Consider the following 25,051-nt stretch of genomic DNA (forward strand, 5'->3'; position numbering starts at 1 on the left):
GAACACGAGGCGCGCCGGCGGCTCGTAGGTGAGGACGCGGCCGAGCTCGTGCGGGTCGCCGTCGGCGTCGATGCCGTACCAGCGTCCGCCTTCATGCGGCTCGATGATCGAGGCGCGCGCCGGCGCCTTGCCGATCGTGTGCGTATCCAGCGGCCACCAGGCCGTCATGTTGACAAAGGTCTCGAAGGCGCGTGCGCGAGGTGCGGTCACCACGATCTCGCGGGTGACCGAAGTGGTGGTCGGGGTCATCGTTTCTCCTCGGGGGGCTGTTCGGCAGGGGCCTGTTCGGCAGGGGGATGCTCGGCGACGTCTTTGAACGCCACCAGCGCGTCACGCCAAAACCGCTCGACCGACGCCTTCAAGAGCGCGATCCCGGCGGGATCGGCCGCGTAGAGTCGTCGGGCGCCGTCGCGACGTACGGTCAGCAGGCCGGCGTCGACGAGCACCCGCAGGTGCTGGGAGACGGCCGGACGGCTGATCGGAAACTGCGCGGCGAGCTCGCCGACCGCGTGTTCCTCGCGGGTCAGGAGCTCGAAGATCGCGCGGCGGGTGCCGTCGCCCAGGGCATCCAGTTGGGCAGCTTGGTGAGTCTTCACTTACGGTAAGTGTAGGCTAACCAATGGCGCGCGTCAAGCGGTCGGCGTGGACATTGTGATCCGCGCGTGCTAAAATAGGCGTCTATGCCCCTCGGCCGATAACGCGGGCCCAAGGAACGTCAAACCGGCGTCTCCTGGGGTCTGTTCGCCATTCTCGCCCTGAGCCCGCCCGCGAGGGCCCTTCGACAACCCTTCGACAGGCTCAGGGTGACAGAGAAGTAGCGACAAGACTCCAGCCACTCCGGACCTGTGACGTCACCTCGGCCGCCTCTGTCTTGCCGACGCGCTGAGATAAAGGAATCGATGAACCTCCTCGACGTCAACAATTTCGACGCAATGCGTATCGGGCTTGCGTCACCTGAACAAATTCGCGCTTGGTCCTTCGGTGAAGTGAAGAAGCCGGAGACGATCAACTACCGGACCCTGAAACCGGAACGCGACGGCCTCTTCTGCGAGAAGATCTTCGGGCCGACCAAAGACTGGGAATGCCACTGCGGCAAGTACAAGCGCATCCGCTTCAAGGGGATGATCTGCGATCACTGCGGCGTCGAGATCACGCGCGCCAAAGTGCGCCGCGAGCGGATGGGCCACATCGAGCTCGCCACGCCCGTCACCCACCTCTGGTACTTCAAGGGCGTGCCGTCGCGCATCGGGATTTTGCTCGATATGTCGCCGCGCCAGCTCGAGAAGGTGATCTACTTCGCCGCGTACGTCGTCACCGATCCGATGGCGACCACGCTGACGAAGCGTGAGATCCTCACCGAGCAGAAGTACCGCGAGAGCCGTGAGAAGTACGGCACGAACTTCAAGGCCGGGATGGGCGCGGAAGCGATCCGCGAGCTGTTGCGCGACCTCAACTTGCGCAAGCTCCAAGAAGACCTGCGCCGCGAGTTCAAAGAGACGTCCGGTCAGAAGCGTATCAAAGCGATCAAGCGCCTCGAAGTCGTCGAAGCGTTCCTGCAGAGCGGCAACAAGCCGGAGTGGATGATCCTCTCCGCGGTGCCGGTCATTGCGCCGGAACTGCGCCCGATGGTTCAGCTCGACGGCGGCCGCTTCGCGACGTCGGATCTCAACGATCTCTATCGCCGCGTCATCAACCGCAACAACCGCCTCAAGCGGCTGCTGGAGTTGAGCGCGCCTGAGATCATCATCAAGAACGAAAAGCGCATGCTGCAAGAAGCAGTCGACGCGCTGATCGACAACGGCCGCCGCGGGCGTCCGGTCACCGGGCCGAACAATCGCCCGTTGAAATCGCTCTCGGACATCCTCAAGGGCAAGCAGGGGCGGTTCCGTCAGAACCTGCTCGGCAAGCGCGTCGACTACTCGGGCCGTTCGGTCATCATCGTCGGTCCGCAGCTGAAGCTGCACCAGTGCGGGCTGCCGAAGGACATGGCACTCGAGCTGTTCAAGCCGTTCGTGATGAAGCGGCTGGTCGACCTGAACCACGCCCAGAACATCAAGTCCGCCAAGCGGATGGTCGAGCGTTCGCGGCCGCAGGTGTGGGACGTGCTCGAAGAGGTCATCACCGGTCACCCGGTGATGCTGAACCGCGCACCGACCCTGCACCGCCTGGGCATCCAGGCCTTCGAGCCGCAACTGGTCGAAGGCAAGGCCATCCAGCTGCACCCGCTGGTCTGCGAGGCGTTCAACGCCGACTTCGACGGTGACCAGATGGCGGTCCACCTGCCGCTGTCCACCGAGGCGCAGGCCGAGGCCCGCATCCTGATGCTGTCGGCGAACAACATCCTTTCGCCGGCGTCGGGCCGTCCGCTCGCCATGCCGCGACTGGACATGGTCACCGGGCTGTTCCACCTTACCCGGCTCGACGAGGGTTCCGAAGGTGCGGGCAAGGCGTTCTCCTCGCCGGCCGAGGCCATCATGGCCTTCGACCGCAAGGCGATCAGCCTGCACGCGCCGGTCAAGATCCGGATCAAGGACCGTCAGCCCGCGAAGGCCGACGAGCCCGCGCTGATCGAGAAGGGCTGGGGACCGGGCAAGACCTGGCTCGCCGACACCACCCTCGGTCGCGTGCTCTTCAACGAGCTGCTGCCGGCGGACTACCCGTACATCAACGAGCCGATGCCCAAGAAGCGCCAGGCCGTGATCGTCAACGACCTCGCCGAGCGGTACTCCATGACGCAGGTCGCGCACACGCTCGACAAGCTCAAGGACGCCGGCTTCTACTGGGCCACGCGGTCCGGGGTCACCGTCGCCATCTCCGACGTCGTCGTGCCGCCGGAGAAGCCGGCCATCATGGACGAGTACGAGGGCAAGGCCGAGCAAGTCGAGAAGCGCTACCAGCGCGGTCAGCTCTCGCACTCCGAGCGCAACAACGAGCTGGTCAAGGTCTGGACCCAGGCGACCGAAGACGTCGCCAAGGTCATGGAGGCCCACCTCCCGGACGACAACCCGATCTCGATCATCGTGAAGTCGGGCGCGGCGGGCAACATGACGCAGATCCGGTCGCTGGCCGGTATGCGAGGCCTGGTGTCGAACCCGAAGGGTGAGTACATCCCGCGTCCGATCAAGGCCAACTTCCGTGAAGGCCTGTCGGTGGCGGAGTACTTCATCGCCACGCACGGTGCCCGTAAGGGCCTGGCCGACACCGCGCTGCGGACCGCCGACTCGGGTTACCTGACCCGTCGTCTGGTGGACGTGTCGCAGGACGTCATCGTGCGCGAGATCGACTGTGGCGGTACCCGCGGTATCTCCATGATCATCGGCGAGGACGTCGGCGGCGGCAAGGTCATCCGCGACCAGCACGTCGAGACCAGCGTGTACGCCCGCAGCCTCGCGGACGACGCGGTGGACGCGCAGGGCAACGTCGTGCTCAACCGCAACGACGACATCGGTGACCCGGCGATCGAGAAGCTCATCTCGAGCGGGATCGCCAAGGTCAAGGTCCGCAGCGTGCTGACCTGTGAGTCGGTCGTCGGTATCTGCGCCACCTGCTATGGGCGTTCGATGGCGACCGGTCTGCTGGTCGACGTCGGTGAGGCCGTCGGTATCGTCGCGGCGCAGTCCATCGGTGAGCCGGGTACCCAGCTGACCATGCGTACCTTCCACCAGGGTGGCGTCGTCGGTGACGACATCACCACGGGTCTTCCCCGAGTCACCGAGCTGTTCGAGGCTCGGGTGCCGAAGGGCAAGGCGCCGATCGCCGACGTCGATGGCCGGGTGCGCATCGAGGAGAGCGAGCGGTTCTGGAAGATCACGCTGATCCCGGACGACGGTGGCGAAGAGATCATCTTCGACAAGCTGTCCAAGCGTCAGCGGCTCGCGAACACCCCGAGCGGCCCGCTCGCGGACGGCGACCACGTCTCCGTCGGCCAGCAGCTGCTGGAAGGTACTCCGGACCCGCACGAGGTGCTGCGGGTCATGGGTCCCCGTGAGGCGCAGATGCACCTCGTCGACGAGGTCCAGAAGGTGTACCGGGCACAGGGTGTGTCGATCCACGACAAGCACATCGAGGTCATCGTCCGGCAGATGCTCCGCCGGGTGACGATCATCGAGAACGGGTCCACGGACTTCCTGCCGGGTGAGTTGCCCGAGCGGACCAAGTTCGAGGCGAAGAACCGTGCGTCGGTCGCCGAGGGCGGCGAGCCGGCTTCGGGTCGTCCGGTCCTGATGGGCATCACGAAGGCCTCGCTGACCACGGACTCGTGGCTGTCCGCGGCGTCGTTCCAGGAGACCACGCGTGTCCTGACCGACGCGGCGATCAACGGCCGCAGCGACAAGCTCGTGGGTCTGAAGGAGAACGTCATCATCGGTAAGTTGATCCCGGCTGGTACGGGGATCAACAAGTACCGCAACATCCAGGTGCAGCCGACCGAGGAGGCACGGGTGGCGGCGTACGCCATCCCGTCCTACGACGACGGTTACTACACCCCGGATGTCTTCGGTACCGGTACTGGCGCAGCCGTCCCGCTGGACGACTACGACTTCGGCCGCGACTTCCGCTAACCCCACCGCTCCACCGCTCCACCCAGAGAGCCCCCGGCCCACCGCCGGGGGCTCTCTGCATGTCCCGGCCCGCACGCCCCTGAGCTGCAGTTAGCGGGCTAAATGTAGCGCTTAGCATGCGCAAGTAATTCGAGGCGCAGGTGGGGAGCGGTGGTGGTGCGGCGGTGTGGGGGAGCGCCCTGACCTGCGTTTAGCGGGCTAAATGTAGCGCCGCCGGGTGCCGGTGGTTGTGCCCTCGTGCCGAGGGGCCGGGTCGGAGCGTCCTGCGCTCGGTCGGGTCGCTCTTCGGCGGCAGGCTCCGGGAACTGAGCAACTCGGCCGGCCAGTGGCGCTACAACCAGGCCACCAACTCACCGGCGAAGGACCAGCGAAGGACAAGGCCCTCAAGGCCGCCGTCGCGGAGATCACACCGAGCTTCAGCCAGTGCCACGCTGCGGCGACTGGATGTGCTCCAGCCTCTGCTCGGACTGCGGAGGGTATCTCTAGTTCCGGGAATCCGGTAACGAAACGGTCACGGATTCCGACGCTCGACTCGGCCATTCAGTCTAGGGATAACTCGCCGTAACGGTTCAGGTCGACACAATCGCGACATGTGGGACGGGCTAACCCATTCGGCCTAGTCAAACGACGCAAACGCGCCCACGTCGTGGGAAAGTCACCTAATTGGGTAGCGTCCCATTCTTTGATCACAAGATTGACACTTCAGACGGATCACACGAGTATTTCGCACATGCTCGCTCCGGTTCCCCTTGTGTGGCGTCGCCACGTTGATCTGCGTCAGCAGGCAAGCGCACTCTGTATGGGCTTCTGACCGACCCCTCATCGCCGTCCACTGATTCCGCGCGCCGCGCGTCGAGTCAGGTCATATCGGTGACTTCTGTCGCACGTCAACGGTTTCCGGACTCCGGACACCGCTAATAAACACGTGCTCCCGCGCTCTCCCTACATTCTTCCGGCATGCGGAGAAAACAGGGGTGAGAGGTGTGCCTATCCATGGCGCTTTTCCGAGAATCAGGAGTTATGAATGTCAGCCAAATCGCCTAAGTGGCGAAAAGTGTTCATGGGCGCGATGGCAGGTGTGCTCGCCATTGGGGCCGTGACCTACACGGGCTCGAACACGAGTGCCTACGCCGACGTCCAGGTCGTCACCGACGCCAAGACGGCGGCCGACGGCAAGCAGTACTGGGTCCAGAACCACCTGGTCACCAAGGATCTGGCGGCCAACGCCCGCGCCGCGGGTGGCACGCCCAAGAAGTGGCTGCTGGTCTGGGCCGGCGACGAGAACATCGCCGACACCGCCGTCAAGGACATCAAGAACCTGCCGGGTTCGCTCGGCGGCGGCCTGACGAAAATCAAGAACGCCTTGCCCGGCCCCGATTTCCTCGCGGTCATCGACGCCACGCAGGGTTCCCCGAGCTACGGCAAGGTCGTCAACACCGCGACCGTCGGGCCGCTCGTGGAAAACGAGCCGCACCACATGCAGTACGTGTGGCACCAGGGCAACACGGTCTACGCCGGTGCGCTGTTCGCCGCGGCGACCTACGCCTTCGACGTCAGCGCGTTGCCACAGCTGAAGCTCAAGGGCATCAGCCTGCCGACCCAGACACTGGGCGGTTCGGTTCCCGACGCGTACTGGGTCCTCAAGGACGGGACCGCGTACGGCACCTACATGGGTGGCCCGGTCGTACCCGGCCCGTACACCTACAGCGACGGCTCGACCCAGATCGGCAACGGGTTCGCCGGCAGCCCCGGCGAGGTCGTGCACTTCGACCAGAACGGCCAGGTCCTGTCCCAGTCCCCGGCGGCGACCCCGCAGGGTGACAACGCGAAGCTGTGCGATGACCTCCCGCAGCTGGGCAACCCGACCTGCGCCAACCCCCACGGCATCCAGGCCCGCGAAGACCTGAACACCCTGGTCACCAGCGACTACGCCGAGCCGCGGAACATCATCCTCGATCCGGTCAAGCAGCCGTCGCCGTACCTGCGCCGGCCGACGATCCGCACTTGGGACATCTCCGACCGCAACCACCCGAAGCTGCGTGCGGTGTCCTACCTCCAGGACGGCCCGCGTGCCGACCCGGCGGACCCGCTGCACTCGGAAAGCCGCGCGGTCATGGAGACCACGGTGACGAACCTGCCCGGGCACAAGGGCGCGTTCGCCGAGACCATGCAGGGTGGCGCGGTCTACTACACACCGGACATCACGGCTGCCGCTCCGCGGTGGCGTGAGGTGTTCGACGACGGTGCCGCGAACAAGGACATCTACGCCGCCAACGACTCCAACGGGGCCAGCTCCAACGGTGGCTGGATCCAGACCAGCCCGGACGACAAGTACCTCTACCGCGCCATCGTCGGCAGGCAGAAGGGCACCCTCAGCGCGGACGACCCCGGCACCACCGGTGGCGTCTACGTGCTGGACATCCAGAAGCTCCTGGCCGCCGGAGTCAACTACAAGGGCTCCATCGACACGAAGCTGAAGGCACAGCAGGGCGGTGGGGACGACCTCCCGACCGTCGTCGGCGCGGCCCCGATCAACGCCGGCGTACCGGGCGCGGGCCCGCACTGGGGTGCCTATGACAACTGGGACCTCGGCTCCGACGGCTACTACCACGAGACGGACCAGCCGCAGCACCTCGCGGTGTCGAACTACTTCGTAGCACGCTCCGGACTCGACGGTGACCACAAGGTCAACCTGCTGAACATCGGGACGGACGGGAACGTCGCGGTCGACCAGAACTTCCGCGACGAGTTCACCGGTCAGGTCGGCATCAACTTCAACCGCAAATCCTGGCCGCACGGGGACTTCGGCAACGCCAAGCCGCACTCCGAGCTGTTCGTGATCGCGGACGCCGACATCAGGAAATAACCGAACCATCGCGGCCGGGTCGTGAGGGGGCAGGTTCCCCTCGCGACCCGTCCGCGAGCCACTCCGGAAGGTCCCCGATGGATCACCACGACATGCCGACGACGTCGAGTACGACGTTCGACGCGCTGGCGCTCGTCCTGCGACTGGTGTTGTTGCTGGGCACCGCTTTCGTCGCCGGGGCCGGGCTGCTCCGGCCGCTGGTCGGCGACCTGCCCCGCAAGCTTGTCCGAACCATCGCCGCGTTGGGCGCGTTGTCCGCGGTACTCGCGATCGTCTCGGCGCTGACGGTCGACGTCAACGTCGTCGCCGTCGTCATCCACGTTCTGCTGGCGATCGCCATCCCGGTGCTACTGGGCCGTCCATCGCTGGTGCGGTGGATCTCGGCCGGGCTGATCCTGTTGGTGGTACTGGAAACCGCGCTCGGCAGCTCGGGCATCGACTTCGCCGTCGACACCGTCTACGTCGCGGGCGCAGCTGTCTGGTTCGGGGTCACAGTGCTGTCTGCCGGGGTCCCGGCGGACCAGTGGCGAAGCACGAACTTCCGGCTCGGCCCGTTGTCGCTGACCCTCGGCGGCATGCTTGCGCTGGCGGGCGCCGTGCAGCTCGCTCTGTCCGGCGTCGGGTTCGATCGGCGTCTGTACGAAACGGTTTTCGGCGTCTCGCTGGTCCTGATCATCGTGCTACCGGTCGCGGCCACCGTGCTCGCGGGCGTCCTGCTGGGGCGCGCCGAACCAGCTCGGGCGTACCGCTACGGCGCACTCGGCATCGGTCTTGGCTTCCTCGCGTGGAGCGCGCTCGCCGCCGTACCGCAACCGGCTCCGCTCCCGGTACCCGGCGTCCCGCTGCTGGCTCAGGCTTCCGCCGGTGGCGCGGACTTCCCCCTGTTGGTCAGCCCCCAGCGTCCGGGGCAGAACCTGGTGCACTTCCCCGACAGCGCGGGCAAGGACCTGTCTGTCGGAGTCGCCGGTGGCCCGGTCGCCCAGGCTCTCGCCAGGCCAGGAGCGGAAGGCACCTGGGCGGTCGTCGACCTACCGCACGGGCGCACCGACCTGGTGGTGCACAAGGGAAACGCGCAGACCTCGGTCGAGGTCGACGCCGGTGACCAGGCCGGACCTCCGATCGCCGACGCGGACGCACCGGAGTGCGCGTCCGCCGCGCTCGGCGGCCTGATCGCCGAGCGCCGCGAAGTCCTGACGAACTGCCCGTCGGATGCCCTGTCCACCGAGGACAACGCCGCGCTGGTCAAGCTGGTTGCCTTCGTCGCGGGCCGCAAGCCGTCCGCGATCACGCTGGTGGGGGACAGTTCGCCACGGGGAGCGGCCGCCGCCAAGGTGGTCCGTGACACCGCCGCGCAGGCCGGGCTGCCTGTCCGAGCCGATGCCACTGCGACCTCGGCGCTTCTCGTCGTCTCCGGCTGGGCCGGCGGTGAGGTGGCGATGACCCGCGCGGCCGAGGCACAGCGCCTCGCGCCGACCTACCAGTACGGCCTCTACCTGGCACCTTGGCTGCTCAACGGGCCGATCGTCAACGCCGTGTCCAGTTCGTCGGTTCCGCTGCGGTTCGATCCGCGTGAGACGTTGGCGATCAGCTACGCGGTCGCCACCAGCGATGCGTTCGGGGGCGAAAGCCCGAGCGTCGGCGGCTTTTATGACTGGCTCGGTGAACAGGGGCGGACAGTATTCGGCGACGTGCAGATCTTCGCTTCGGCGCAAGTGAACGCGATGCCGATGTACCCCAGTGAACCGCATTCTCCGGGAATCGAAATGAGCCCCGACTACACGGGGCAGTGGGTGCCACAGGGAACCATTGTCCCGGTGAGCGCGCTGCTGCGCTGAACAAAGACTTCCGCCCGATCAGAAGATCAGGAGGAGAACTCATCCGGAAAGGGAAGAAATGAAGAGAAAAACCGCACGGATCCTGCTTCCACTGGCTGCCGCGGCGGCTTTGTTCGGGCTCGCCGGTGGAGTCGCCGACGCCGCGCCGGCCACCCCCGCCGCGGCGTCCGCCGACCCCGGGACCGCGATCTGGGCTCTCCCCGGACTCGACGTCGGCTCTCTGCTCGGGTCGACGATCGCTGCTCCCACCCAGGTACTCGCGCCGTTGTACGGGCTCATCACCTTGATCTCATAGTCGTTGCACAACAACAAAAGAGCCCTTTCTCGTGCCGTTCGACCGGCACGAGAAAGGGCTCTTAGTGGTGGCTCAGTAGCCGCCGGGCGTCGGCAGAAGCTTGCCCGGAACGCCGGCCACCGACTGCAGCAGACCCAGTACCGGGATACCCAGCGGGGCGAACGTCCAGAGGTTGTTGAGGTTGGTGGTGTCCGGCTCGTCGACGATCACGACGCCGCCATTCGATGGGGTGGTGGATTCGGCGGCCAATGCCGGAACAGCCACTCCGGTAATGGCGAAACCGGCGAACAGGGTCACCGCCGCAACCCGGACAAGGGATTTCTTCATGAGGTATTTTCCTTCACCGTAGAGATGGTCCTGCCGGTTGAATAATGGCATGATCGGTGCCGAACTGAGAATACTTCCAAGTCCTGGGATATGGCCACCGGTTGGCCGCGATCGCGCATAATTCACCCGGAATCGCAGCTGTGGTGATCTTGAGTAAGGAGCCGTTATGGCCGACAAGCAGTTGCTCGTTCGTCTTGGTGTTGCCGTCGTGGCGCTCGGCGCGGTGGCGGGCGGGTTCGTCCTGCTGACAAGCCGGGACGAAGCGCCGCCGGCCAACACTGTCGCGGTCGTCGGCGCACCGCCGGCAGCCGCGCACGCTCCGCCGGCAGTCCCCTCGGCGGCACCGCAGCAGCAGGTCGCCGCGCCCGCGGCCAAGCCGCAGACGGGCGTCGACGTCGTCTACGAGCTCAGCGGGTCGGGCACGGCGACGGTGGTGTACGACGCGAACGGGCTCGGCCTGGTCCAGCAGGAGCTTTCAGTGCCCTTGCCATGGAAGAAGGAGCTAACCTGGCCGGCCTCGGTCACCGCGCCGACTGTCCAGCTCCTCGGCCAGAGCGACGGCGTGGTCGAGTGTGCGGTGTCGGTACGCGGCGCGGTGGTCGTCAGCCAGCGGTCGAAGCCGGGCGAGGTCGCCACCTGCGCCGGGAAGCTCGGACAGTAGCCCGCCTAGTAAAGAGCCTTCTCGAACCAGTGCTCGGCGTACTTGCCGTCGGAGAACGGGTCCACCTCCGCGTAGCCGCTGCGGGCGTACAGGGCTCGCGCCTCGACGAGATCGTGCCGGGTGTCGAGGCGCATGATCTTCGCCCCGAGTCCGCGGGCCGCGTCTTCGGCGGCCGCGACCAGCTGCGCGGCGCCACCCTGGCGGCGCGCGCTCTGTCGCACGTACATCCTGGTGAGTGTTCCGACGCCCGGCTCTCCGAGTTTGACCCCGACGCATCCCGCCAGGACGGCTTCCCGATGTGCCAAGAGGAACTGGCCTCTCGGCGGCACGAGACCGTCGCTGGGGTCCTCGGTCATCGCGACGTCCACTTCGGATTCGGTCGCCGGGCGGCCGTAGTACCTGCCCGCGACGTCGAAGAAGTACTCGCGCAGGAGGGCCGTGGAAACGGCATCGCCGACCGGGGCCGGCGTGATGGTCCAGAGCTGGTGGCGGGTCACGTCTTCATCGTCGCCGCGGCGTCCACCGGTTTTCACGGCCGGTGGTGCCAGGTGTGCGGCAGGCACCATCCCTAGCCGAAGGACGGCCGCGTTCCGTCGCCGGAAGGCGCAGCGCGGCTCAGTTGCCCAGTTGCCCAGCGTGACCGCGCGGCCACCACGTCGCTCCCGTGCCGCGGCCGGATTCCCGCCGGCCGCGCCTTGTGTCGCGTTTGTCACTTTCGGCTCGACCATATAGGTGACACAGATCACACCCGAGAGTCGTCCGATCGTGCGACACCCCGGTGCGGCGGGTAGCGTCTCCCGCCGCAAGTACCCGGCGACAAGGAGGAGGGCGTCGTGGACGCTGAGCGGTCAGACCAGGACGAGTCCCCGGCCGAGGTGAGCACCGGGCGGCGTGCCGCTCCGGAGGGGGCGGCGCTGCACCCGTTGATCGACCTGTCCCGCGATCCCAACCCCGGCAAGGCCGATCACGCCAAGCCGGACGACGAATAGCTGCGGACCTCACTTCGGGCCCGGACGCGCCGCGTCCGGGCCCGAAGTCTGCCTTGAGCAGGTAAGCTGGAAGTTCACCGGTCTTCAGGCCCCCCGATTTGGCTGCCCGTGAGGTAGCCGGGTATCTTTGGAGACCGTGCCCGGCAGGCGTCGGGCCGCTCCGCGTGCCTATTGGCAGCGGCGGGGTGCTCAGGCACCCGGTCGTTCGTCAGGTATAAGCGGGGTTCCACGGAAAATCCTACGGGAAGTTACCGGTCGCAAGACCGTGACGCGGGCCGACACGCCCGACCGCGGGGGCCGGGGAAGACACGAATTCAGCAAGACGCGAGAAGAAAGCTGGTCCATTGCCCACGATCCAGCAGCTGGTCCGGAAGGGCCGCCAGGACAAGGCTGCCAAGCAGAAGACCGCGGCCCTCAAGGGGAGCCCGCAGCGGCGTGGCGTGTGCACTCGCGTGTACACCACGACCCCCAAGAAGCCGAACTCGGCACTTCGCAAGGTCGCTCGTGTGAAGTTGACCAGCGGCATCGAGGTCACCGCCTACATTCCCGGTGAGGGACACAACCTCCAGGAGCACTCCATGGTGCTCGTGCGCGGCGGTCGTGTGAAGGACCTGCCGGGTGTTCGTTACAAGATCATCCGGGGGTCGCTCGACACCCAGGGTGTGAAGAACCGTAAGCAGGCGCGCAGCAAGTACGGCGCGAAGAAGGAGAAGAGCTAATGCCCCGCAAGGGACCGGCCCCGAAGCGGCCTTTGATCTCTGACCCGGTCTACGCCTCGCCCTTGGTCACCCAGCTGGTGAACAAGGTGCTCAAGGACGGCAAGCGGTCGCTGGCCGAGCGCATTGTGTACGGCGCGCTCGAAGGCGCACGCGAGAAGTCCGGCACCGACCCGGTCGTCACGCTGAAGCGCGCCCTCGACAACGTGAAGCCCTCCATCGAGGTGAAGAGCCGTCGCGTCGGTGGTGCCACCTACCAGGTGCCCATCGAGGTCAAGCCCGGTCGCTCGACCACCCTTGCGCTGCGCTGGTTGGTGTCGTTCTCGCAGGCTCGTCGTGAGAAGACCATGATCGAGCGCCTGCAGAACGAGCTGCTCGACGCGAGCAACGGTCTCGGGGCGAGCGTCAAGCGCCGCGAAGACACGCACAAGATGGCCGAGTCCAACAAGGCCTTCGCGAACTACCGCTGGTGATCGTCGCCCGGCAGCCGATAACGACGGCGCCGGGCCCCAAGTTTGAGACAGGGGAACACTCTCGTGGCACGTGACGTGCTGACCGACCTGAACAAGGTCCGCAATATCGGCATCATGGCCCACATCGATGCCGGTAAGACCACCACCACCGAGCGGATCCTGTTTTACACCGGGGTCAACTACAAGATCGGCGAAGTCCACGACGGCGCCGCGACGATGGACTGGATGGAGGAGGAGCAGAAGCGGGGTATCACCATCACCTCGGCTGCCACCACCACCTTCTGGGCCGACCACCAGATCAACATCATCGACACCCCGGGCCACGTCGACTTCACCGTCGAGGTGGAGCGTTCGCTGCGGGTGCTCGACGGTGCGGTCGCGGTCTTCGACGGCAAGGAAGGCGTCGAGCCGCAGTCCGAGCAGGTCTGGCGCCAGGCGGACAAGTACGAGGTCCCCCGGATTTGCTTCGTCAACAAGATGGACAAACTGGGCGCGGACTTCTACTACACGGTCCAGACCATCATCGACCGCCTCGGGGTCAAGCCGCTGGTCATCCAGCTGCCGATCGGCGCCGAGAACGACTTCGAGGGTGTTGTCGACCTCGTTCAGATGAAGGCCCTCACCTGGCGCGGAGACGTGCAGAAGGGTGAGGACTACGCCATCGAGGACATCCCGGCCGAGCTTGCCGACAAGGCGGCGGAGTACCGGGAGAAGCTCATCGAGGCCGTGTCCGAGGCCGACGACGCCCTGATGGAGAAGTTCCTCGAGGGCATAGAGCTCACGCAGGCCGAGATCAAGGCTGCTATCCGCAAGCTGACGATCAAGGGTGAGACCTACCCGGTACTGGCCGGTTCCGCGTTCAAGAACAAGGGCGTCCAGCCCATGCTCGACGCGGTCATCGACTACCTGCCGACCCCGTTGGACGTTCCCGCCGTCGAGGGCATTCTCCCCAACGGCGAGACCGCGCTGCGCAGGCCGAACACCGAAGAGCCGTTCGCGGCGCTGGCGTTCAAGATCGCCGCACACCCGTTCTTCGGCAAGCTCACCTACATCCGGGTCTACTCGGGTCAGGTCGCCGGCGGTGCCCAGGTCGTCAACGCGACCAAGGACCGCAAGGAGCGCATCGGGAAGCTCTTCCAGATGCACTCCAACAAGGAGAACCCGATCGAGATCGGCCAGGCCGGCCACATCTACGCGGTGCAGGGTCTCAAGGACACCACCACCGGTGACACCTTGGCCGACCCGCAGCACCCGATCATCCTCGAGTCGATGACCTTCCCGGAGCCCGTCATCTCGGTGGCGATCGAGCCGAAGACGAAGGCCGACCAGGAAAAGCTGGGCATCGCGATCCAGAAGCTGGCTGAGGAAGACCCGACGTTCCGAGTCCACCAGGACGACGACACGGGCCAGACCATCATCCAGGGGATGGGCGAGCTGCACCTCGAGGTGCTGGTGAACCGGATGAAGTCCGACTACAAGGTCGAGGCGAACATCGGCAAGCCGCAGGTCGCGTACCGCGAAACGGTGCGCAAGACCGTCGAGAAGCTCGACGTGGTGCACAAGAAGCAGACCGGTGGCTCCGGCCAGTTCGCCAAGGTGATCGTCAAGCTCGAGCCGCTCGAGACGACCGAGGGCGCGCTGTACGAGTTCGACAACAAGGTCAGCGGTGGCCGTATCCCCCGGGAGTACATCCCGTCGGTGGACGCGGGCGCCCAGGACGCCATGCAGTACGGCGTGCTGGCGGGTTACCCGCTGGTCGGGTTGAAGTTCACCCTGCTCGACGGTGCCTACCACGAGGTCGACTCTTCCGAAATGGCCTTCAAGATCGCCGGCTCCATGGCGATGAAGGAAGCCGCCAGGAAGGCCAGCCCGGTTCTTCTCGAGCCGATCATGGCAGTCGAGGTGACCACGCCCGAGGACTACATGGGTGACGTCATCGGCGACCTCAACTCCCGCCGTGGCCAGATTTCGGCCATGGAGGAGCGCGCCGGCACCCGCGTCGTCAAGGCAACGGTGCCGTTGTCGGAGATGTTCGGTTATGTAGGCGACCTGCGGTCCAGGACCCAGGGTCGTGCGAACTACTCCATGGTGTTCGACTCCTACGCCGAGGTTCCCGCGAACGTCGCGAAGGAAATCATCGCGAAGGCGACAGGGGAGTAGTTCCCTGCCGCACGCGGGCACAAGGAACACTCCTGAACGTCCGCAGCACCGAACACCGCAGCAAAATACCAGCGATTCGCCGCCCGACAGCCACGTTGGCCGGTGAGCAAGCAAAACAGTCCAGGAGGACATTCCAGTGGCAAAGGCGAAGTTCGAGCGGAGCAAGCCGCACGTCAACATCGGAACCATCGGTCACGTCGACCACGGAAAGACCACTCTGACCGCGGCGATCACCAAGGTTCTGCACGACAAGTACCCCGAGCTGAACACGGCGTCGGCGTTCGACCAGATCGACAACGCGCCGGAAGAGAAGCAGCGCGGTATCACGATCAACATCTCGCACGTCGAGTACCAGACCGAGAAGCGTCACTACGCCCACGTCGACGCCCCCGGTCACGCTGACTACATCAAGAACATGATCACCGGTGCCGCGCAGATGGACGGCGCGATCCTGGTGGTTGCGGCGACCGACGGCCCGATGCCGCAGACCCGTGAGCACGTGCTGCTCGCGAAGCAGGTCGGCGTGCCGTACATCGTTGTCGCGCTGAACAAGGCCGACATGGTGGACGACGAGGAGATCCTGGAGCTCGTCGAGCTCGAGGTCCGCGAGCTGCTGTCCTCGCAGGACTTCGACGGCGACAACGCCCCCGTGATCAAGGTCTCCGGCCTCAAGGCCCTCGAAGGCGACGTCAAGTGGGGCGAGACCGTTCTCGAGCTGATGGACGCGGTCGACGAGAGCGTCCCGCAGCCCGAGCGCGAGCTCGACAAGCCGTTCCTGATGCCCGTTGAGGACGTCTTCACGATCACCGGTCGTGGAACCGTCGTCACCGGCCGCATCGAGCGCGGTCGCGTGAACGTCAACGAAGAGGTCGAGATCGTCGGCATCAAGGAGAAGTCGCAGAAGACGACTGTCACCGGTGTCGAGATGTTCCGCAAGCTGCTCGACCAGGGTGAGGCCGGCGACAACGTCGGTCTGCTCCTGAGCGGCATCAAGCGTGAGGACGTCGAGCGCGGCCAGGTCGTCGTGAAGCCCGGCACCACCACCCCGCACACCGAGTTCGACGCTTCGGTGTACATCCTCTCCAAGGACGAGGGTGGCCGGCACACGCCGTTCTTCAACAACTACCGGCCGCAGTTCTACTTCCGCACCACTGACGTGACCGGCGTCGTGACCCTCCCCGAGGGCACCGAGATGGTGATGCCCGGTGACAACACCGACATCTCCGTCGTGCTGATCCAGTCGGTCGCCATGGACGAGAACCTGCGTTTCGCCATCCGTGAGGGTGGACGGACCGTGGGCGCCGGACAGGTCACCAAGATCACCAAGTGATCTCAACCCGGGCTCGGGGTGTGTCACTACACCCCGCGTTCGGGGCCTGAAGTCACGTATGCGACACTATTTAGGTTGCTCGTCGTGGGGCCGGCCGGACCTTTCGAGATCTGGCCGCCTCCGCGCGAGTAGCCATGGTCCGTTGAGCTTCGCCTTCGGGTGGGAGCACGCGGGCAAGGGAAAGTCAGTCGCTTCCGCGGCCGGTGGACCCCCTCATGTTGAGGACAACCAGGCACGACGATGATCCTGCGGGATCGGTCTGTGCGCCGGGCGCGACACGCCCGACCGCGTGGACCGGGGGCAGGGCGTTGAACTGCGAAAACCGGGGCCGAACGGTCCAATGCAAGGCGTTCGACTGTAAGACCGCAGAGCTCCGGTAGTGAGATAGCGGCACAAGACGACAAGGAACGAGCAGCCACCATGGCGGGACAGAAGATCCGCATTCGGCTCAAGGCCTACGACCACGAGGCGATCGACTCTTCGGCACGCAAGATCGTCGAGACGGTCACGCGCACCGGCGCCCGTGTTGTCGGGCCCGTGCCGCTGCCCACCGAGAAGAACGTTTACTGCGTCATCCGCTCGCCGCACAAGTACAAGGACTCGCGCGAGCACTTCGAGATGCGCACGCACAAGCGTCTGATCGACATCCTCGACCCGACGCCGAAGACGGTCGACGCGCTTATGCGCATCGACCTTCCGGCGAGCGTCGACGTCAACATCCAGTAGCGGCGGGCGAGCGGCGGAGATAAGAAACTCATGTCTGACAGGCAGATGAAAGGCATCCTGGGCACCAAGCTCGGCATGACCCAGGTGTTCGACGAGAACAACCGGATGATTCCGGTGACCGTCGTGCAGGCGGGGCCGAACGTGGTGACTCAGGTTCGCACTCAGGAAACCGATGGCTATGTGGCCATCCAGCTGGCGTTCGGCGCCGTTGACCCGCGCAGGGTCAACAAGCCGCGCACCGGTCACTTCGACAAGGCCGGCGTGACGCCGCGGCGATACCTCGCCGAGCTGCGCACGACCGACGCCGAGACCTACGAGATCGGCCAGGAGATCACCGCAGCGGTGTTCACCGACGGCGCGGTCGTCGACGTCACGGGCACGAGCAAGGGCAAGGGCTACGCCGGTGTCATGAAGCGTCACGGCTTCAAGGGCCAGGGCGCCAGCCACGGTGCCCAGGCCGTGCACCGCCGTCCCGGCTCGATCGGTGGCTGTGCCACCCCGGGCCGCGTCTTCAAGGGCGTACGGATGGCCGGCCGGATGGGTAACGACAAGGTCACCACGCAGGGCCTCACCGTGCACTCCGTGCGCGGCGACGACGGCCTGCTGCTGATCAAGGGTGCCGTCCCCGGACCTAAGGGTGGCGTGGTGTTCGTCCGCGACGCCGTGAAGGGTGGTGTGACCGAATGAGCACGCTCGAACTGAAGACCCCCGCGGGCAAGACCGACGGCACCGTCGAGTTGCCCGCCGACATCTTCGATGTCCAGGCCAACATCCCGCTGCTGCACCAGGTAGTGGTGGCCCAGCTGGCCGCCGCTCGCCAGGGCACGCACTCCACGAAGACTCGTGGCGAGGTGCGCGGTGGTGGCAAGAAGCCGTACCGCCAGAAGGGCACCGGCCGCGCCCGTCAGGGCTCGACCCGCGCTCCGCAGTTCACCGGTGGTGGTGTCGTCCACGGCCCGCAGCCGCGGGACTACACCCAGCGGACCCCGAAGAAGATGAAGGCTGCCGCCCTGCGTGGCGCCCTCTCCGATCGGGTTCGCGCCGGTCAGCTGCACGTCGTGACCGAGCTCGTGACCGGTGAGAAGCCGTCCACGAAGGTCGCACTGCAGGCCGTTGCCGCGATCACCCAGGCGAAGAAGATCCTCGTGGTGCTGCACCGCGACGACGAGATCTCCTGGCGTTCCGCGCAGAACGTGCCCGAGGTTCACCTGATCACGCCGGACCAGCTCAACACGTACGACGTGCTGGTCAACGACGACGTGGTCTTCACCAAGGCCGCTTACGACGTTTTCGTCGCCGGCCCCGTCCGAGGCAAGGGTGCGAAGGCTTCCGCTCGGTCGAGCGAAGTTTCGGAAGGGAGTGACGAGCAGTGAGTTCGGTCGCCATTCCTGACCCCCGCGACATCTTGCTCGCGCCGGTGATCTCCGAGAAGTCCTACGGACTCCTCGAAGACCACAAGTACACGTTCGTGGTTCGCCCGGACTCCAACAAGACCCAGATCAAGATCGCGGTCGAGCAGGTGTTCGGCGTCAAGGTTGTCAGTGTCAACACGCTCAACCGTCAGGGCAAGCGCAAGCGCACCCGCGCAGGCTTCGGCAAGCGTAAGAACACCAAGCGCGCCATCGTGACTCTTTCGGCTGAGAGCAAGCCGATTGAGATCTTCGGCGGACCAGCCGCGTAAAGGACTGAGCAGACATGGGCATCCGTAAGTACAAGCCGACCACGCCGGGACGGCGCGGCTCCAGCGTTTCCGACTTCGCCGAGATCACTCGGTCGACGCCGGAGAAGTCGCTGCTGCGTCCGTTGCACGGCCGCGGTGGACGTAACTCCTCCGGCAAGATCACCACCCGGCACAAGGGTGGTGGCCACAAGCGCGCCTACCGCGTCATCGACTTCCGTCGCCATGACAAGGACGGCGTGCCGGCCAAGGTCGCGCACATCGAGTACGACCCCAACCGCTCCGCACGCATCGCACTGCTGCACTACGCCGACGGCGAGAAGCGCTACATCGTCGCGCCGGAGAAGCTGAAGCAGGGCGACACGATCGAGAACGGCCCCCGCGCTGACATCAAGCCGGGTAACTGTCTCCCGCTGCGCAACATCCCCGTCGGTACCGTGATCCACGCGATCGAGCTCCGCCCCGGTGGCGGCGCGAAGATGGCGCGTTCGGCCGGCGCGAAGGTGCAGCTGGTCGCCAAGGACGGGCCGTACGCCCAGCTGCGTCTCCCTTCGGGCGAGATCCGCAACGTGGACGTGCGCAACCGCGCCACCATCGGTGAGGTCGGCAACTCCGACCACTCCAACATCAACTGGGGCAAGGCGGGTCGTAACCGCTGGCGCGGCAAGCGTCCCACCGTCCGTGGTGTCGTCATGAACCCGGTCGACCACCCGCACGGTGGTGGTGAGGGTAAGACCTCCGGTGGTCGCCACCCGGTGAACCCGAACGGTAAGCCGGAGGGTCGTACCCGCCGCAGCAAGCCGAGCGACCAGTTGATCGTCCGCCGCCGCCGTACCGGCAAGAACAAGCGCTGAGCAGGGAGGTAGACACAAATGCCACGTAGCCTGAAAAAGGGCCCGTTCGTCGATGACCACCTGCTCAAGAAGGTGGACGTTCTCAACGAGGCCAACAAGAAGACCGTGATCAAGACCTGGTCACGCCGCTCCACGATCATCCCGGACTTCCTGGGACACACGATCGCGGTGCACGACGGCCGCAAGCACGTCCCGGTGTTCGTCACCGAGGCGATGGTGGGTCACAAGTTGGGCGAGTTCGCCCCGACGAGGACCTTCAAGGGCCACATCAAGGACGACCGGAAGTCGCGCCGCCGCTGAGCGGGCACGAGAGAACAAGGGAAGCAGCGATGAACGCCCAGAACAACGCGACGGCCGAGGCTCTGCCTGTGGCTTACGCGAGGGCTCGCTTCGTCCGGGACTCACCGATGAAGGTGCGCCGGGTAATCGAGCTCATCAAGGGACGTAGCGCCACTGACGCCTTGGCCGTGCTCCGCTTCGCCCCCCAGGCGGCGAGCGAGACGGTCGCGAAGGTGCTGGCAAGCGCCGTGGCCAATGCCGAGAACAACCTCCAGCTGGACCCGGACACGCTCTGGGTCAAGAACGCTTACGCCGACGAGGGCCCGACCCTCAAGCGCATCCGGCCGCGTGCACAGGGCCGTGCGTACCGGATCCGTAAGCGGACGAGCCACGTCACGGTTGAGGTCGAGTCCCGGCCCAAGGCCGAGCCGAAGAAGGCCCAAGGCAAGAAGAAGGCAGGTGGCCGGTAGTGGGCCAGAAAATCAACCCGCACGGCTTCCGCCTCGGTATCACCACCGACTGGAAGTCCCGCTGGTACGCCGACAAGCAGTACGCGGAATACGTCGGCGAAGACGTCAAGATCCGCAAGCTGCTGTCCACGGGCATGGAGCGCGCCGGCATCTCCAAGGTCGAGATCGAGCGCACCCGTGACCGCGTCCGCGTCGACATCCACACCGCCCGGCCGGGCATTGTCATCGGCCGCCGCGGCGCGGAGGCCGACCGGATCCGTGGCGCACTGGAGAAGCTGACCAAGAAGCAGGTCCAGCTGAACATCCTCGAGGTCAAGAACCCCGAGGCTGACGCTCAGCTGGTCGCGCAGGGTGTCGCGGAGCAGCTTTCGAACCGCGTGGCGTTCCGCCGCGCGATGCGTAAGGCGCTCCAGACCTCCATGCGCTCGCCGCAGGTCAAGGGCATCCGCGTGCAGTGCGGTGGTCGTCTCGGCGGTGCCGAGATGTCCCGCTCCGAGCACTACCACGATGGCCGCGTCCCCCTGCACACGCTGCGCGCCGACATCGACTACGGCTTCTTCGAGGCCAAGACGACGTTCGGTCGCATCGGCGTGAAGGTGTGGATCTACAAGGGCGAGATCGTCGGTGGGCTCAAGGCCAAGGAGGCGCGTGACGCCGCCGCGGCCGCCGAGCGTGCACCGCGTCGCGACCGTGGAGATCGTCCCGCCCGCCCGCGCCGTTCCGGTGCGTCGGGTACCACCGCGACCTCGACCGAAGCCGGTCGGGCCGCAGCCGCGGCGCAGGACAGCGCGCAGACCCCCGAGGTCGCCGCCGCTCCGGCGCCGGACGTGGCAGAGAAGACGGAGGGCTGACGTGCTTATCCCCCGTAGGGTCAAGCACCGGAAGCAGCACTCTCCGAAGCGTGCCGGTGCCGCCAAGGGCGGTACGAAGGTCAGCTTCGGCGAGTACGGCATCCAGGCGCTGGAGCACAGCTACGTGACGAACCGGCAGATCGAGTCCGCTCGTATCGCCATGACGCGTCACATCAAGCGTGGCGGCAAGGTGTGGACGACCATCTTCCCGGACCGTCCGCTGACCAAGAAGCCCGCCGAGACCCGCATGGGTTCCGGTAAGGGTTCGCCCGAGTGGTGGATCGCCAACGTCAAGCCGGGTCGGGTGATGTTCGAGATCAGTTACCCGAACGAGGAGACGGCTCGCGAGGCACTGCGCCGCGCGATCCACAAACTGCCGATGAAATGCCGAATCGTGACCCGTGAAGGTGGTGAGTTCTGATGGCGAGCAAAGCTGGAGCCGTTGACGCGTCAGAACTTCGTGAGCTCACTGCGGAAGAGCTCGTGTTGCGCTTGAAGGAATTCAAGGAGGAGCTCTTCAACCTCCGGTTCCAGATGGCCACCGGGCAGCTGGACAACAACCGCCGGCTGCGCACGGTCCGTACGGACATCGCGCGGATCTACACGGTTATGCGTGAGCGGGAGCTCGGCCTGTCCGTCTCCCCTGACGCCGAGAGTGAAGGTGCGGCATGACCGCTGAAGAGCAGAGCGGGAATTCGTCTTCTGTCGAGACAGCTGAGGCCGGCCGCAACGACCGCAAGGTCCGCGAGGGCTACGTCGTCTCGGACAAGATGAACAAGACAATCGTGGTCGAGCTCGAGGACCGCAAGAAGCACGCGCGTTACGCCAAGGTTCTCCGCAGCACCAGCAAGGTCAAGGTGCACGACGAGAACAACGAGGCCGGCGTCGGCGACCGGGTTACCCTGATGGAGACCCGGCCGCTGTCGGCCACGAAGCGGTGGCGCTTGGTCAAGATTGTCGAAAAGGCCAAGTAAGTAAGGCCAAGTAAGTAGGGCTCTTTCCGAGTCCCTCAGTTCCGCAAGGCTCTGTTAACGCTCGATCCCGCAAGCGGATCTTCGGGCGCAACCGAGAACCAGCGCGACATACAGGAGTTGACGTGATCCAGCAGGAGTCGCGGCTACGGGTTGCCGACAACACGGGCGCGAAGGAAATCCTTTGCATCCGCGTTCTCGGTGGTTCGGGGCGGCGCTACGCGGGCATCGGCGACATCATTGTCGCCACCGTGAAGGACGCCATCCCGGCTGCCGGGGTGAAGAAGGGTGACGTCGTCAAGGCGGTCATCGTTCGCACGCGCAAGGAGCGTCGCCGTCCGGACGGTTCTTACATTCGTTTCGACGAGAACGCCGCAGTGCTCATCAAGAACGACAATGAGCCCCGCGGCACCCGCATCTTCGGCCCGGTGGGCCGCGAGCTGCGCGACCGAAAGTTCATGAAGATCATTTCGCTCGCGCCGGAGGTGTTGTAGAGCATGAAGGTGAAGAAGGGCGACACGGTCGTCGTCATCACTGGTAAGGACAAGGGCGCCAAGGGCAAGGTCATTCAGGCCTACCCCGAGCGCGAGCGGGTGCTGGTCGAAGGTGTGAACCGGATCAAGAAGCACACCCGGATCACTCAGACCCAGCGCGGTGCGCAGTCGGGTGGCATCGTCACCCAGGAGGCCCCGATCCACGTCTCGAACGTGCAGGTGGTCGACTCTGACGGCAAGCCGACCCGGGTGGGCTACCGCATCGGCGAGGACGGCAAGAAGGTCCGTATCTCGCGTAGGAACGGTAAGGACATCTGATGACCACCGCAGAGAAGATCGTGCCCCGGCTCAAGACCCGGTACCGCGAAGAGATCAAGGCGGAGCTCCAGAAGGAATTCTCCTTCGAGAACGTCCACCTGATTCCCGGCGTCGTCAAGGTCGTCGTGAACATGGGTGTCGGTGACGCCGCCCGTGACAGCAAGCTGATCGAGGGTGCTATCCGGGACCTCGCCGCGATCACGGGCCAGAAGCCCGAGGTCCGCAAGGCCCGCAAGTCCATCGCGCAGTTCAAGCTGCGCGAGGGTCAGCCGATCGGTGCGCGCGTCACGCTGCGCGGCGACCGGATGTGGGAGTTCCTCGACCGGCTCGTCACCATCGCGCTGCCGCGAATCCGCGACTTCCGCGGGCTTTCGCCCAAGCAGTTCGATGGCAACGGCAACTACACGTTCGGTCTCAACGAGCAGTCGATGTTCCACGAGATCGACATCGACGCCATCGACCGCCCGCGCGGTATGGACGTCACTGTTGTGACCACCGCCAACACCGACGACGAGGGCCGCGCGCTGCTTCGCCAGCTCGGCTTCCCGTTCAAGGAGAACTAAGCCGATGGCCAAGAAAGCACTGGTCCACAAGGCCGCGAAGACGCCGAAGTTCAAGGTGCGCGGCTACACCCGCTGCCAGCGTTGCGGTCGCCCGCACGCCGTCTTCCGCAAGTTCGGGCTCTGCCGTATCTGCCTTCGCGAGATGGCACACGCCGGCGAACTTCCCGGTGTGCGCAAGTCCAGCTGGTAAAGCTCGTTAAAACTCCCACTTCGCCACAGGCCCTGCAGAAATTCACCGCAGGGAACCAGGGCGAGAAAGGTTGACAGGTCACCATGACGATGACCGACCCCATCGCAGACTTCTTGACTCGTCTGCGTAACGCAAACTCGGCTTACCACGACGAGGTTGTGCTTCCCCACTCCAAGATCAAGGCGAACATCGCCGAGATCCTGAAGCGCGAAGGCTACATCGCGGGTTACCGCGACGAGCCGGGCGAGAAGCACAAGAACCTCGTCGTCGAGCTCAAGTACGGCCCCAACCGTGAGCGCAGCATCGCCGGTCTCCGGCGCGTGTCCAAGCCGGGTCTGCGGGTCTACGCAAAATCGACCGAACTGCCGAACGTTCTCGGTGGCCTCGGCGTCGCGATCATCTCGACGTCGTCCGGGCTCCAGACCGATCGTCAGGCCAAGCGCAATAGCGTGGGCGGCGAAGTCCTCGCCTACGTCTGGTAAGGAAGGGGACCTAACGCATGTCACGCATCGGAAAGCTGCCGGTCACCGTCCCTACCGGGGTCGAGGTGACCATCAGCGGTCAGAACATCAAGGTCAAGGGGCCCAAGGGCACTCTTGAGCACAACATCGCAGAGCCGATTTTCGTTGAGCGCGCCGAAGACGGCACGCTGAACGTCAAGCGTCCCAACGACGAGCGCACGAGCCGCGCACTCCACGGTCTGACCCGCACCCTGGTGAACAACCTGGTTGTCGGCGTCACGGCCGGATACGAGAAGAAGCTCGAGATCCACGGCGTCGGTTACCGCGTGGCGGCGAAGGGGTCGGACCTCGAGTTCGCCCTCGGTTACAGCCACCCGGTCAAGATCGTCGCGCCGGACGGCATCACCTTCAAGGTCGAAACGCCGACGAGGTTCTCGGTTTCCGGCATCGACAAGCAGAAGGTCGGCGAGACGGCGGCTGTCATCCGCAAGCTGCGGCGCCCGGACCCGTACAAGGGTAAGGGCCTGCGCTACGAGGGTGAGAAGATCCGTCGCAAGGTCGGAAAGACGGGTAAGTGACATGAGCGATACGACTACGAAGCGCAAGCTGGTCGGCAAGGACGCCTCCACCAAGAGGCGTATCTCGAAGAACCGCCGGCACTTCCGCCTTCGCAAGAAGATCAGCGGCACCGACCAGCGTCCGCGCTTGGTCGTCAAGCGGTCTTCGCGGCACATCGCCGTCCAGCTCGTGGACGACCTTGTCGGCAAGACCTTGGCGTCGGCCTCCAGCTTGGAAGCCGACGTGCGCGCGATCTCCGGCGACAAGAAGGCCAAGGCCGCCAAGGTCGGGGAACTCGTCGCGGCCCGCGCCAAGGATGCGGGTATCTCGGCAGTGGTGTTCGACCGTGGCGGCAACGCCTATCACGGTCGCATCGCCGCGCTGGCTGACGCCGCCCGCGAATCAGGGCTGGTGTTCTGACGATGCA

At 65.6% G+C, this 25,051-nt stretch carries 31 protein-coding genes and 1 pseudogene; 28 read left to right on the forward strand and 4 right to left on the reverse strand.

What is annotated here, in order from left to right; all coding sequences use genetic code 11:
* Positions 1–249 (reverse strand): annotated as a pseudogene (locus JWQ81_RS20960) (ATPase); the annotation flags it as partial.
* Positions 246–596, reverse strand: coding sequence for a metalloregulator ArsR/SmtB family transcription factor (locus JWQ81_RS20965; RefSeq protein WP_297544067.1), 351 nt, complete (start codon positions 594–596; stop codon positions 246–248). The pseudogene JWQ81_RS20960 and the gene JWQ81_RS20965, both read right to left, overlap by 4 nt.
* A 303-nt stretch (positions 597–899) precedes the next feature.
* Here JWQ81_RS20965 and rpoC point away from each other — a divergent pair, with 303 nt between their 5' ends.
* From rpoC to JWQ81_RS20985, 4 genes are all read left to right on the forward strand, one after another.
* The gene (gene rpoC / locus JWQ81_RS20970; protein ID WP_297544068.1) at positions 900–4,559 is read left to right on the forward strand and encodes a DNA-directed RNA polymerase subunit beta'; all 3,660 of its coding nucleotides are present in this window, start codon (positions 900–902) and stop codon (positions 4,557–4,559) included.
* A 1,069-nt stretch (positions 4,560–5,628) separates the two neighbouring features.
* Positions 5,629–7,425: a hypothetical protein gene (locus JWQ81_RS20975; RefSeq protein ID WP_297544328.1), complete on the forward strand. Its 1,797-nt coding sequence runs from the start codon at positions 5,629–5,631 to the stop codon at positions 7,423–7,425.
* Positions 7,426–7,502: 77 nt separating this feature from the next.
* Positions 7,503–9,260: a hypothetical protein gene (locus JWQ81_RS20980; RefSeq protein WP_297544070.1), complete on the forward strand. Its 1,758-nt coding sequence runs from the start codon at positions 7,503–7,505 to the stop codon at positions 9,258–9,260.
* A gap of 58 nt (positions 9,261–9,318) precedes the next feature.
* Complete coding sequence (locus tag JWQ81_RS20985) at positions 9,319–9,555, forward strand: hypothetical protein (RefSeq protein WP_297544072.1); 237 nt, start codon at positions 9,319–9,321, stop codon at positions 9,553–9,555.
* A gap of 72 nt (positions 9,556–9,627) precedes the next feature.
* On the opposite strand, the gene JWQ81_RS20990 is transcribed toward JWQ81_RS20985, so the two are convergent.
* A complete protein-coding gene (locus JWQ81_RS20990) occupies positions 9,628–9,882 on the reverse strand; it encodes a hypothetical protein (RefSeq protein ID WP_297544074.1) in 255 nt (84 codons plus the stop codon).
* Between the two features lie 166 nt (positions 9,883–10,048).
* Here JWQ81_RS20990 and JWQ81_RS20995 point away from each other — a divergent pair, with 166 nt between their 5' ends.
* Entirely contained in the window at positions 10,049–10,543 is a 495-nt protein-coding gene (locus tag JWQ81_RS20995) for a hypothetical protein (protein WP_297544076.1), read from the forward strand.
* Between the two features lie 5 nt (positions 10,544–10,548).
* On the opposite strand, the gene JWQ81_RS21000 is transcribed toward JWQ81_RS20995, so the two are convergent.
* Positions 10,549–11,256, reverse strand: a complete 708-nt coding sequence (locus tag JWQ81_RS21000) for a GNAT family N-acetyltransferase (RefSeq protein WP_366942321.1) — start codon at positions 11,254–11,256, stop codon at positions 10,549–10,551.
* Between the two features lie 120 nt (positions 11,257–11,376).
* Between JWQ81_RS21000 and JWQ81_RS21005 the strand changes: the two genes are divergently transcribed.
* From JWQ81_RS21005 to rplR, 23 genes are all read left to right on the forward strand, one after another.
* On the forward strand, positions 11,377–11,532 hold the full coding sequence (locus JWQ81_RS21005) for a hypothetical protein (RefSeq protein WP_297544343.1): 156 nt from the start codon (positions 11,377–11,379) through the stop codon (positions 11,530–11,532).
* 344 nt (positions 11,533–11,876) lie between these two features.
* Positions 11,877–12,251, forward strand: a complete 375-nt coding sequence (gene rpsL, locus JWQ81_RS21010; protein WP_297544077.1) for a 30S ribosomal protein S12 — start codon at positions 11,877–11,879, stop codon at positions 12,249–12,251.
* Complete coding sequence (rpsG, locus tag JWQ81_RS21015; protein WP_297544078.1) at positions 12,251–12,721, forward strand: 30S ribosomal protein S7; 471 nt, start codon at positions 12,251–12,253, stop codon at positions 12,719–12,721. Before rpsL ends, rpsG begins: the two co-directional genes overlap by 1 nt.
* Positions 12,722–12,784: 63 nt before the next feature.
* On the forward strand, positions 12,785–14,881 hold the full coding sequence (gene fusA, locus JWQ81_RS21020) for an elongation factor G (RefSeq protein ID WP_297544080.1): 2,097 nt from the start codon (positions 12,785–12,787) through the stop codon (positions 14,879–14,881).
* Between the two features lie 136 nt (positions 14,882–15,017).
* Positions 15,018–16,211, forward strand: coding sequence for an elongation factor Tu (tuf, locus tag JWQ81_RS21025; RefSeq protein ID WP_297544082.1), 1,194 nt, complete (start codon positions 15,018–15,020; stop codon positions 16,209–16,211).
* A gap of 420 nt (positions 16,212–16,631) precedes the next feature.
* On the forward strand, positions 16,632–16,937 hold the full coding sequence (gene rpsJ / locus JWQ81_RS21030) for a 30S ribosomal protein S10 (protein ID WP_020668427.1): 306 nt from the start codon (positions 16,632–16,634) through the stop codon (positions 16,935–16,937).
* A gap of 30 nt (positions 16,938–16,967) precedes the next feature.
* Positions 16,968–17,624: a 50S ribosomal protein L3 gene (gene rplC / locus JWQ81_RS21035; RefSeq protein WP_297544085.1), complete on the forward strand. Its 657-nt coding sequence runs from the start codon at positions 16,968–16,970 to the stop codon at positions 17,622–17,624.
* Positions 17,621–18,310, forward strand: coding sequence for a 50S ribosomal protein L4 (gene rplD, locus JWQ81_RS21040; RefSeq protein ID WP_297544087.1), 690 nt, complete (start codon positions 17,621–17,623; stop codon positions 18,308–18,310). The genes rplC and rplD overlap by 4 nt, the downstream gene beginning before the upstream one ends.
* On the forward strand, positions 18,307–18,618 hold the full coding sequence (rplW, locus tag JWQ81_RS21045; RefSeq protein ID WP_297544089.1) for a 50S ribosomal protein L23: 312 nt from the start codon (positions 18,307–18,309) through the stop codon (positions 18,616–18,618). The genes rplD and rplW overlap by 4 nt, the downstream gene beginning before the upstream one ends.
* Positions 18,619–18,632: 14 nt before the next feature.
* Positions 18,633–19,469 (forward strand): 50S ribosomal protein L2, encoded by an 837-nt coding sequence (gene rplB, locus JWQ81_RS21050; protein ID WP_297544092.1) that lies wholly within the window; start codon positions 18,633–18,635, stop codon positions 19,467–19,469.
* 18 nt (positions 19,470–19,487) lie between these two features.
* On the forward strand, positions 19,488–19,769 hold the full coding sequence (gene rpsS / locus JWQ81_RS21055; RefSeq protein ID WP_091618498.1) for a 30S ribosomal protein S19: 282 nt from the start codon (positions 19,488–19,490) through the stop codon (positions 19,767–19,769).
* 29 nt (positions 19,770–19,798) lie between these two features.
* Complete coding sequence (rplV, locus tag JWQ81_RS21060; RefSeq protein WP_297544095.1) at positions 19,799–20,218, forward strand: 50S ribosomal protein L22; 420 nt, start codon at positions 19,799–19,801, stop codon at positions 20,216–20,218.
* Positions 20,218–21,069, forward strand: coding sequence for a 30S ribosomal protein S3 (gene rpsC / locus JWQ81_RS21065; protein WP_297544097.1), 852 nt, complete (start codon positions 20,218–20,220; stop codon positions 21,067–21,069). Before rplV ends, rpsC begins: the two co-directional genes overlap by 1 nt.
* Before the next feature lies 1 nt (position 21,070).
* Positions 21,071–21,490 (forward strand): 50S ribosomal protein L16, encoded by a 420-nt coding sequence (rplP, locus tag JWQ81_RS21070; RefSeq protein WP_297544099.1) that lies wholly within the window; start codon positions 21,071–21,073, stop codon positions 21,488–21,490.
* Positions 21,490–21,741: a 50S ribosomal protein L29 gene (rpmC, locus tag JWQ81_RS21075; protein WP_297544101.1), complete on the forward strand. Its 252-nt coding sequence runs from the start codon at positions 21,490–21,492 to the stop codon at positions 21,739–21,741. Before rplP ends, rpmC begins: the two co-directional genes overlap by 1 nt.
* Entirely contained in the window at positions 21,738–22,043 is a 306-nt protein-coding gene (gene rpsQ, locus JWQ81_RS21080; RefSeq protein ID WP_297544103.1) for a 30S ribosomal protein S17, read from the forward strand. Before rpmC ends, rpsQ begins: the two co-directional genes overlap by 4 nt.
* A gap of 122 nt (positions 22,044–22,165) precedes the next feature.
* Positions 22,166–22,534, forward strand: coding sequence for a 50S ribosomal protein L14 (gene rplN / locus JWQ81_RS21085; RefSeq protein WP_020668416.1), 369 nt, complete (start codon positions 22,166–22,168; stop codon positions 22,532–22,534).
* A 3-nt stretch (positions 22,535–22,537) separates the two neighbouring features.
* Positions 22,538–22,852: a 50S ribosomal protein L24 gene (rplX, locus tag JWQ81_RS21090; RefSeq protein WP_297544109.1), complete on the forward strand. Its 315-nt coding sequence runs from the start codon at positions 22,538–22,540 to the stop codon at positions 22,850–22,852.
* A complete protein-coding gene (rplE, locus tag JWQ81_RS21095) occupies positions 22,852–23,415 on the forward strand; it encodes a 50S ribosomal protein L5 (protein WP_297544111.1) in 564 nt (187 codons plus the stop codon). The genes rplX and rplE overlap by 1 nt, the downstream gene beginning before the upstream one ends.
* A gap of 4 nt (positions 23,416–23,419) precedes the next feature.
* On the forward strand, positions 23,420–23,605 hold the full coding sequence (locus tag JWQ81_RS21100) for a type Z 30S ribosomal protein S14 (protein WP_125788823.1): 186 nt from the start codon (positions 23,420–23,422) through the stop codon (positions 23,603–23,605).
* Between the two features lie 83 nt (positions 23,606–23,688).
* Entirely contained in the window at positions 23,689–24,087 is a 399-nt protein-coding gene (gene rpsH, locus JWQ81_RS21105; protein ID WP_020668413.1) for a 30S ribosomal protein S8, read from the forward strand.
* Between the two features lie 17 nt (positions 24,088–24,104).
* Positions 24,105–24,644 carry a 50S ribosomal protein L6 gene (gene rplF / locus JWQ81_RS21110; protein ID WP_297544119.1) on the forward strand — a complete coding sequence of 180 codons (540 nt, stop codon included), beginning with the start codon at positions 24,105–24,107 and terminating at the stop codon, positions 24,642–24,644.
* 1 nt (position 24,645) lies between these two features.
* On the forward strand, positions 24,646–25,044 hold the full coding sequence (gene rplR / locus JWQ81_RS21115) for a 50S ribosomal protein L18 (protein ID WP_297544121.1): 399 nt from the start codon (positions 24,646–24,648) through the stop codon (positions 25,042–25,044).
* Positions 25,045–25,051 lie beyond the last annotated feature (7 nt).

It is taken from the genome of Amycolatopsis sp. (assembly GCF_025464955.1).
Lineage (GTDB): Bacteria > Actinomycetota > Actinomycetes > Mycobacteriales > Pseudonocardiaceae > Amycolatopsis.

Bases quoted from the DNA above. Each gene is read 5' to 3' on its own strand.
- rpoC (WP_297544068.1), top strand. From the start codon at position 900: ATGAACCTCCTCGACGTCAACAATTTCGACGCAATGCGTATCGGGCTT.
- JWQ81_RS20975 (WP_297544328.1), top strand. From the start codon at position 5,629: ATGGCAGGTGTGCTCGCCATTGGGGCCGTGACCTACACGGGCTCGAAC.
- JWQ81_RS20980 (WP_297544070.1), top strand. From the start codon at position 7,503: ATGGATCACCACGACATGCCGACGACGTCGAGTACGACGTTCGACGCG.
- JWQ81_RS20985 (WP_297544072.1), top strand. From the start codon at position 9,319: ATGAAGAGAAAAACCGCACGGATCCTGCTTCCACTGGCTGCCGCGGCG.
- JWQ81_RS20990 (WP_297544074.1), bottom strand. From the start codon at position 9,882: ATGAAGAAATCCCTTGTCCGGGTTGCGGCGGTGACCCTGTTCGCCGGT.
- JWQ81_RS20995 (WP_297544076.1), top strand. From the start codon at position 10,049: ATGGCCGACAAGCAGTTGCTCGTTCGTCTTGGTGTTGCCGTCGTGGCG.
- rpsG (WP_297544078.1), top strand. From the start codon at position 12,251: ATGCCCCGCAAGGGACCGGCCCCGAAGCGGCCTTTGATCTCTGACCCG.
- rpsJ (WP_020668427.1), top strand. From the start codon at position 16,632: ATGGCGGGACAGAAGATCCGCATTCGGCTCAAGGCCTACGACCACGAG.
- rplC (WP_297544085.1), top strand. From the start codon at position 16,968: ATGTCTGACAGGCAGATGAAAGGCATCCTGGGCACCAAGCTCGGCATG.
- rplD (WP_297544087.1), top strand. From the start codon at position 17,621: ATGAGCACGCTCGAACTGAAGACCCCCGCGGGCAAGACCGACGGCACC.
- rplB (WP_297544092.1), top strand. From the start codon at position 18,633: ATGGGCATCCGTAAGTACAAGCCGACCACGCCGGGACGGCGCGGCTCC.
- rpsS (WP_091618498.1), top strand. From the start codon at position 19,488: ATGCCACGTAGCCTGAAAAAGGGCCCGTTCGTCGATGACCACCTGCTC.
- rplV (WP_297544095.1), top strand. From the start codon at position 19,799: ATGAACGCCCAGAACAACGCGACGGCCGAGGCTCTGCCTGTGGCTTAC.
- rpmC (WP_297544101.1), top strand. From the start codon at position 21,490: ATGGCGAGCAAAGCTGGAGCCGTTGACGCGTCAGAACTTCGTGAGCTC.
- rpsQ (WP_297544103.1), top strand. From the start codon at position 21,738: ATGACCGCTGAAGAGCAGAGCGGGAATTCGTCTTCTGTCGAGACAGCT.
- rplX (WP_297544109.1), top strand. From the start codon at position 22,538: ATGAAGGTGAAGAAGGGCGACACGGTCGTCGTCATCACTGGTAAGGAC.
- rplE (WP_297544111.1), top strand. From the start codon at position 22,852: ATGACCACCGCAGAGAAGATCGTGCCCCGGCTCAAGACCCGGTACCGC.
- JWQ81_RS21100 (WP_125788823.1), top strand. From the start codon at position 23,420: ATGGCCAAGAAAGCACTGGTCCACAAGGCCGCGAAGACGCCGAAGTTC.
- rpsH (WP_020668413.1), top strand. From the start codon at position 23,689: ATGACGATGACCGACCCCATCGCAGACTTCTTGACTCGTCTGCGTAAC.
- rplF (WP_297544119.1), top strand. From the start codon at position 24,105: ATGTCACGCATCGGAAAGCTGCCGGTCACCGTCCCTACCGGGGTCGAG.
- rplR (WP_297544121.1), top strand. From the start codon at position 24,646: ATGAGCGATACGACTACGAAGCGCAAGCTGGTCGGCAAGGACGCCTCC.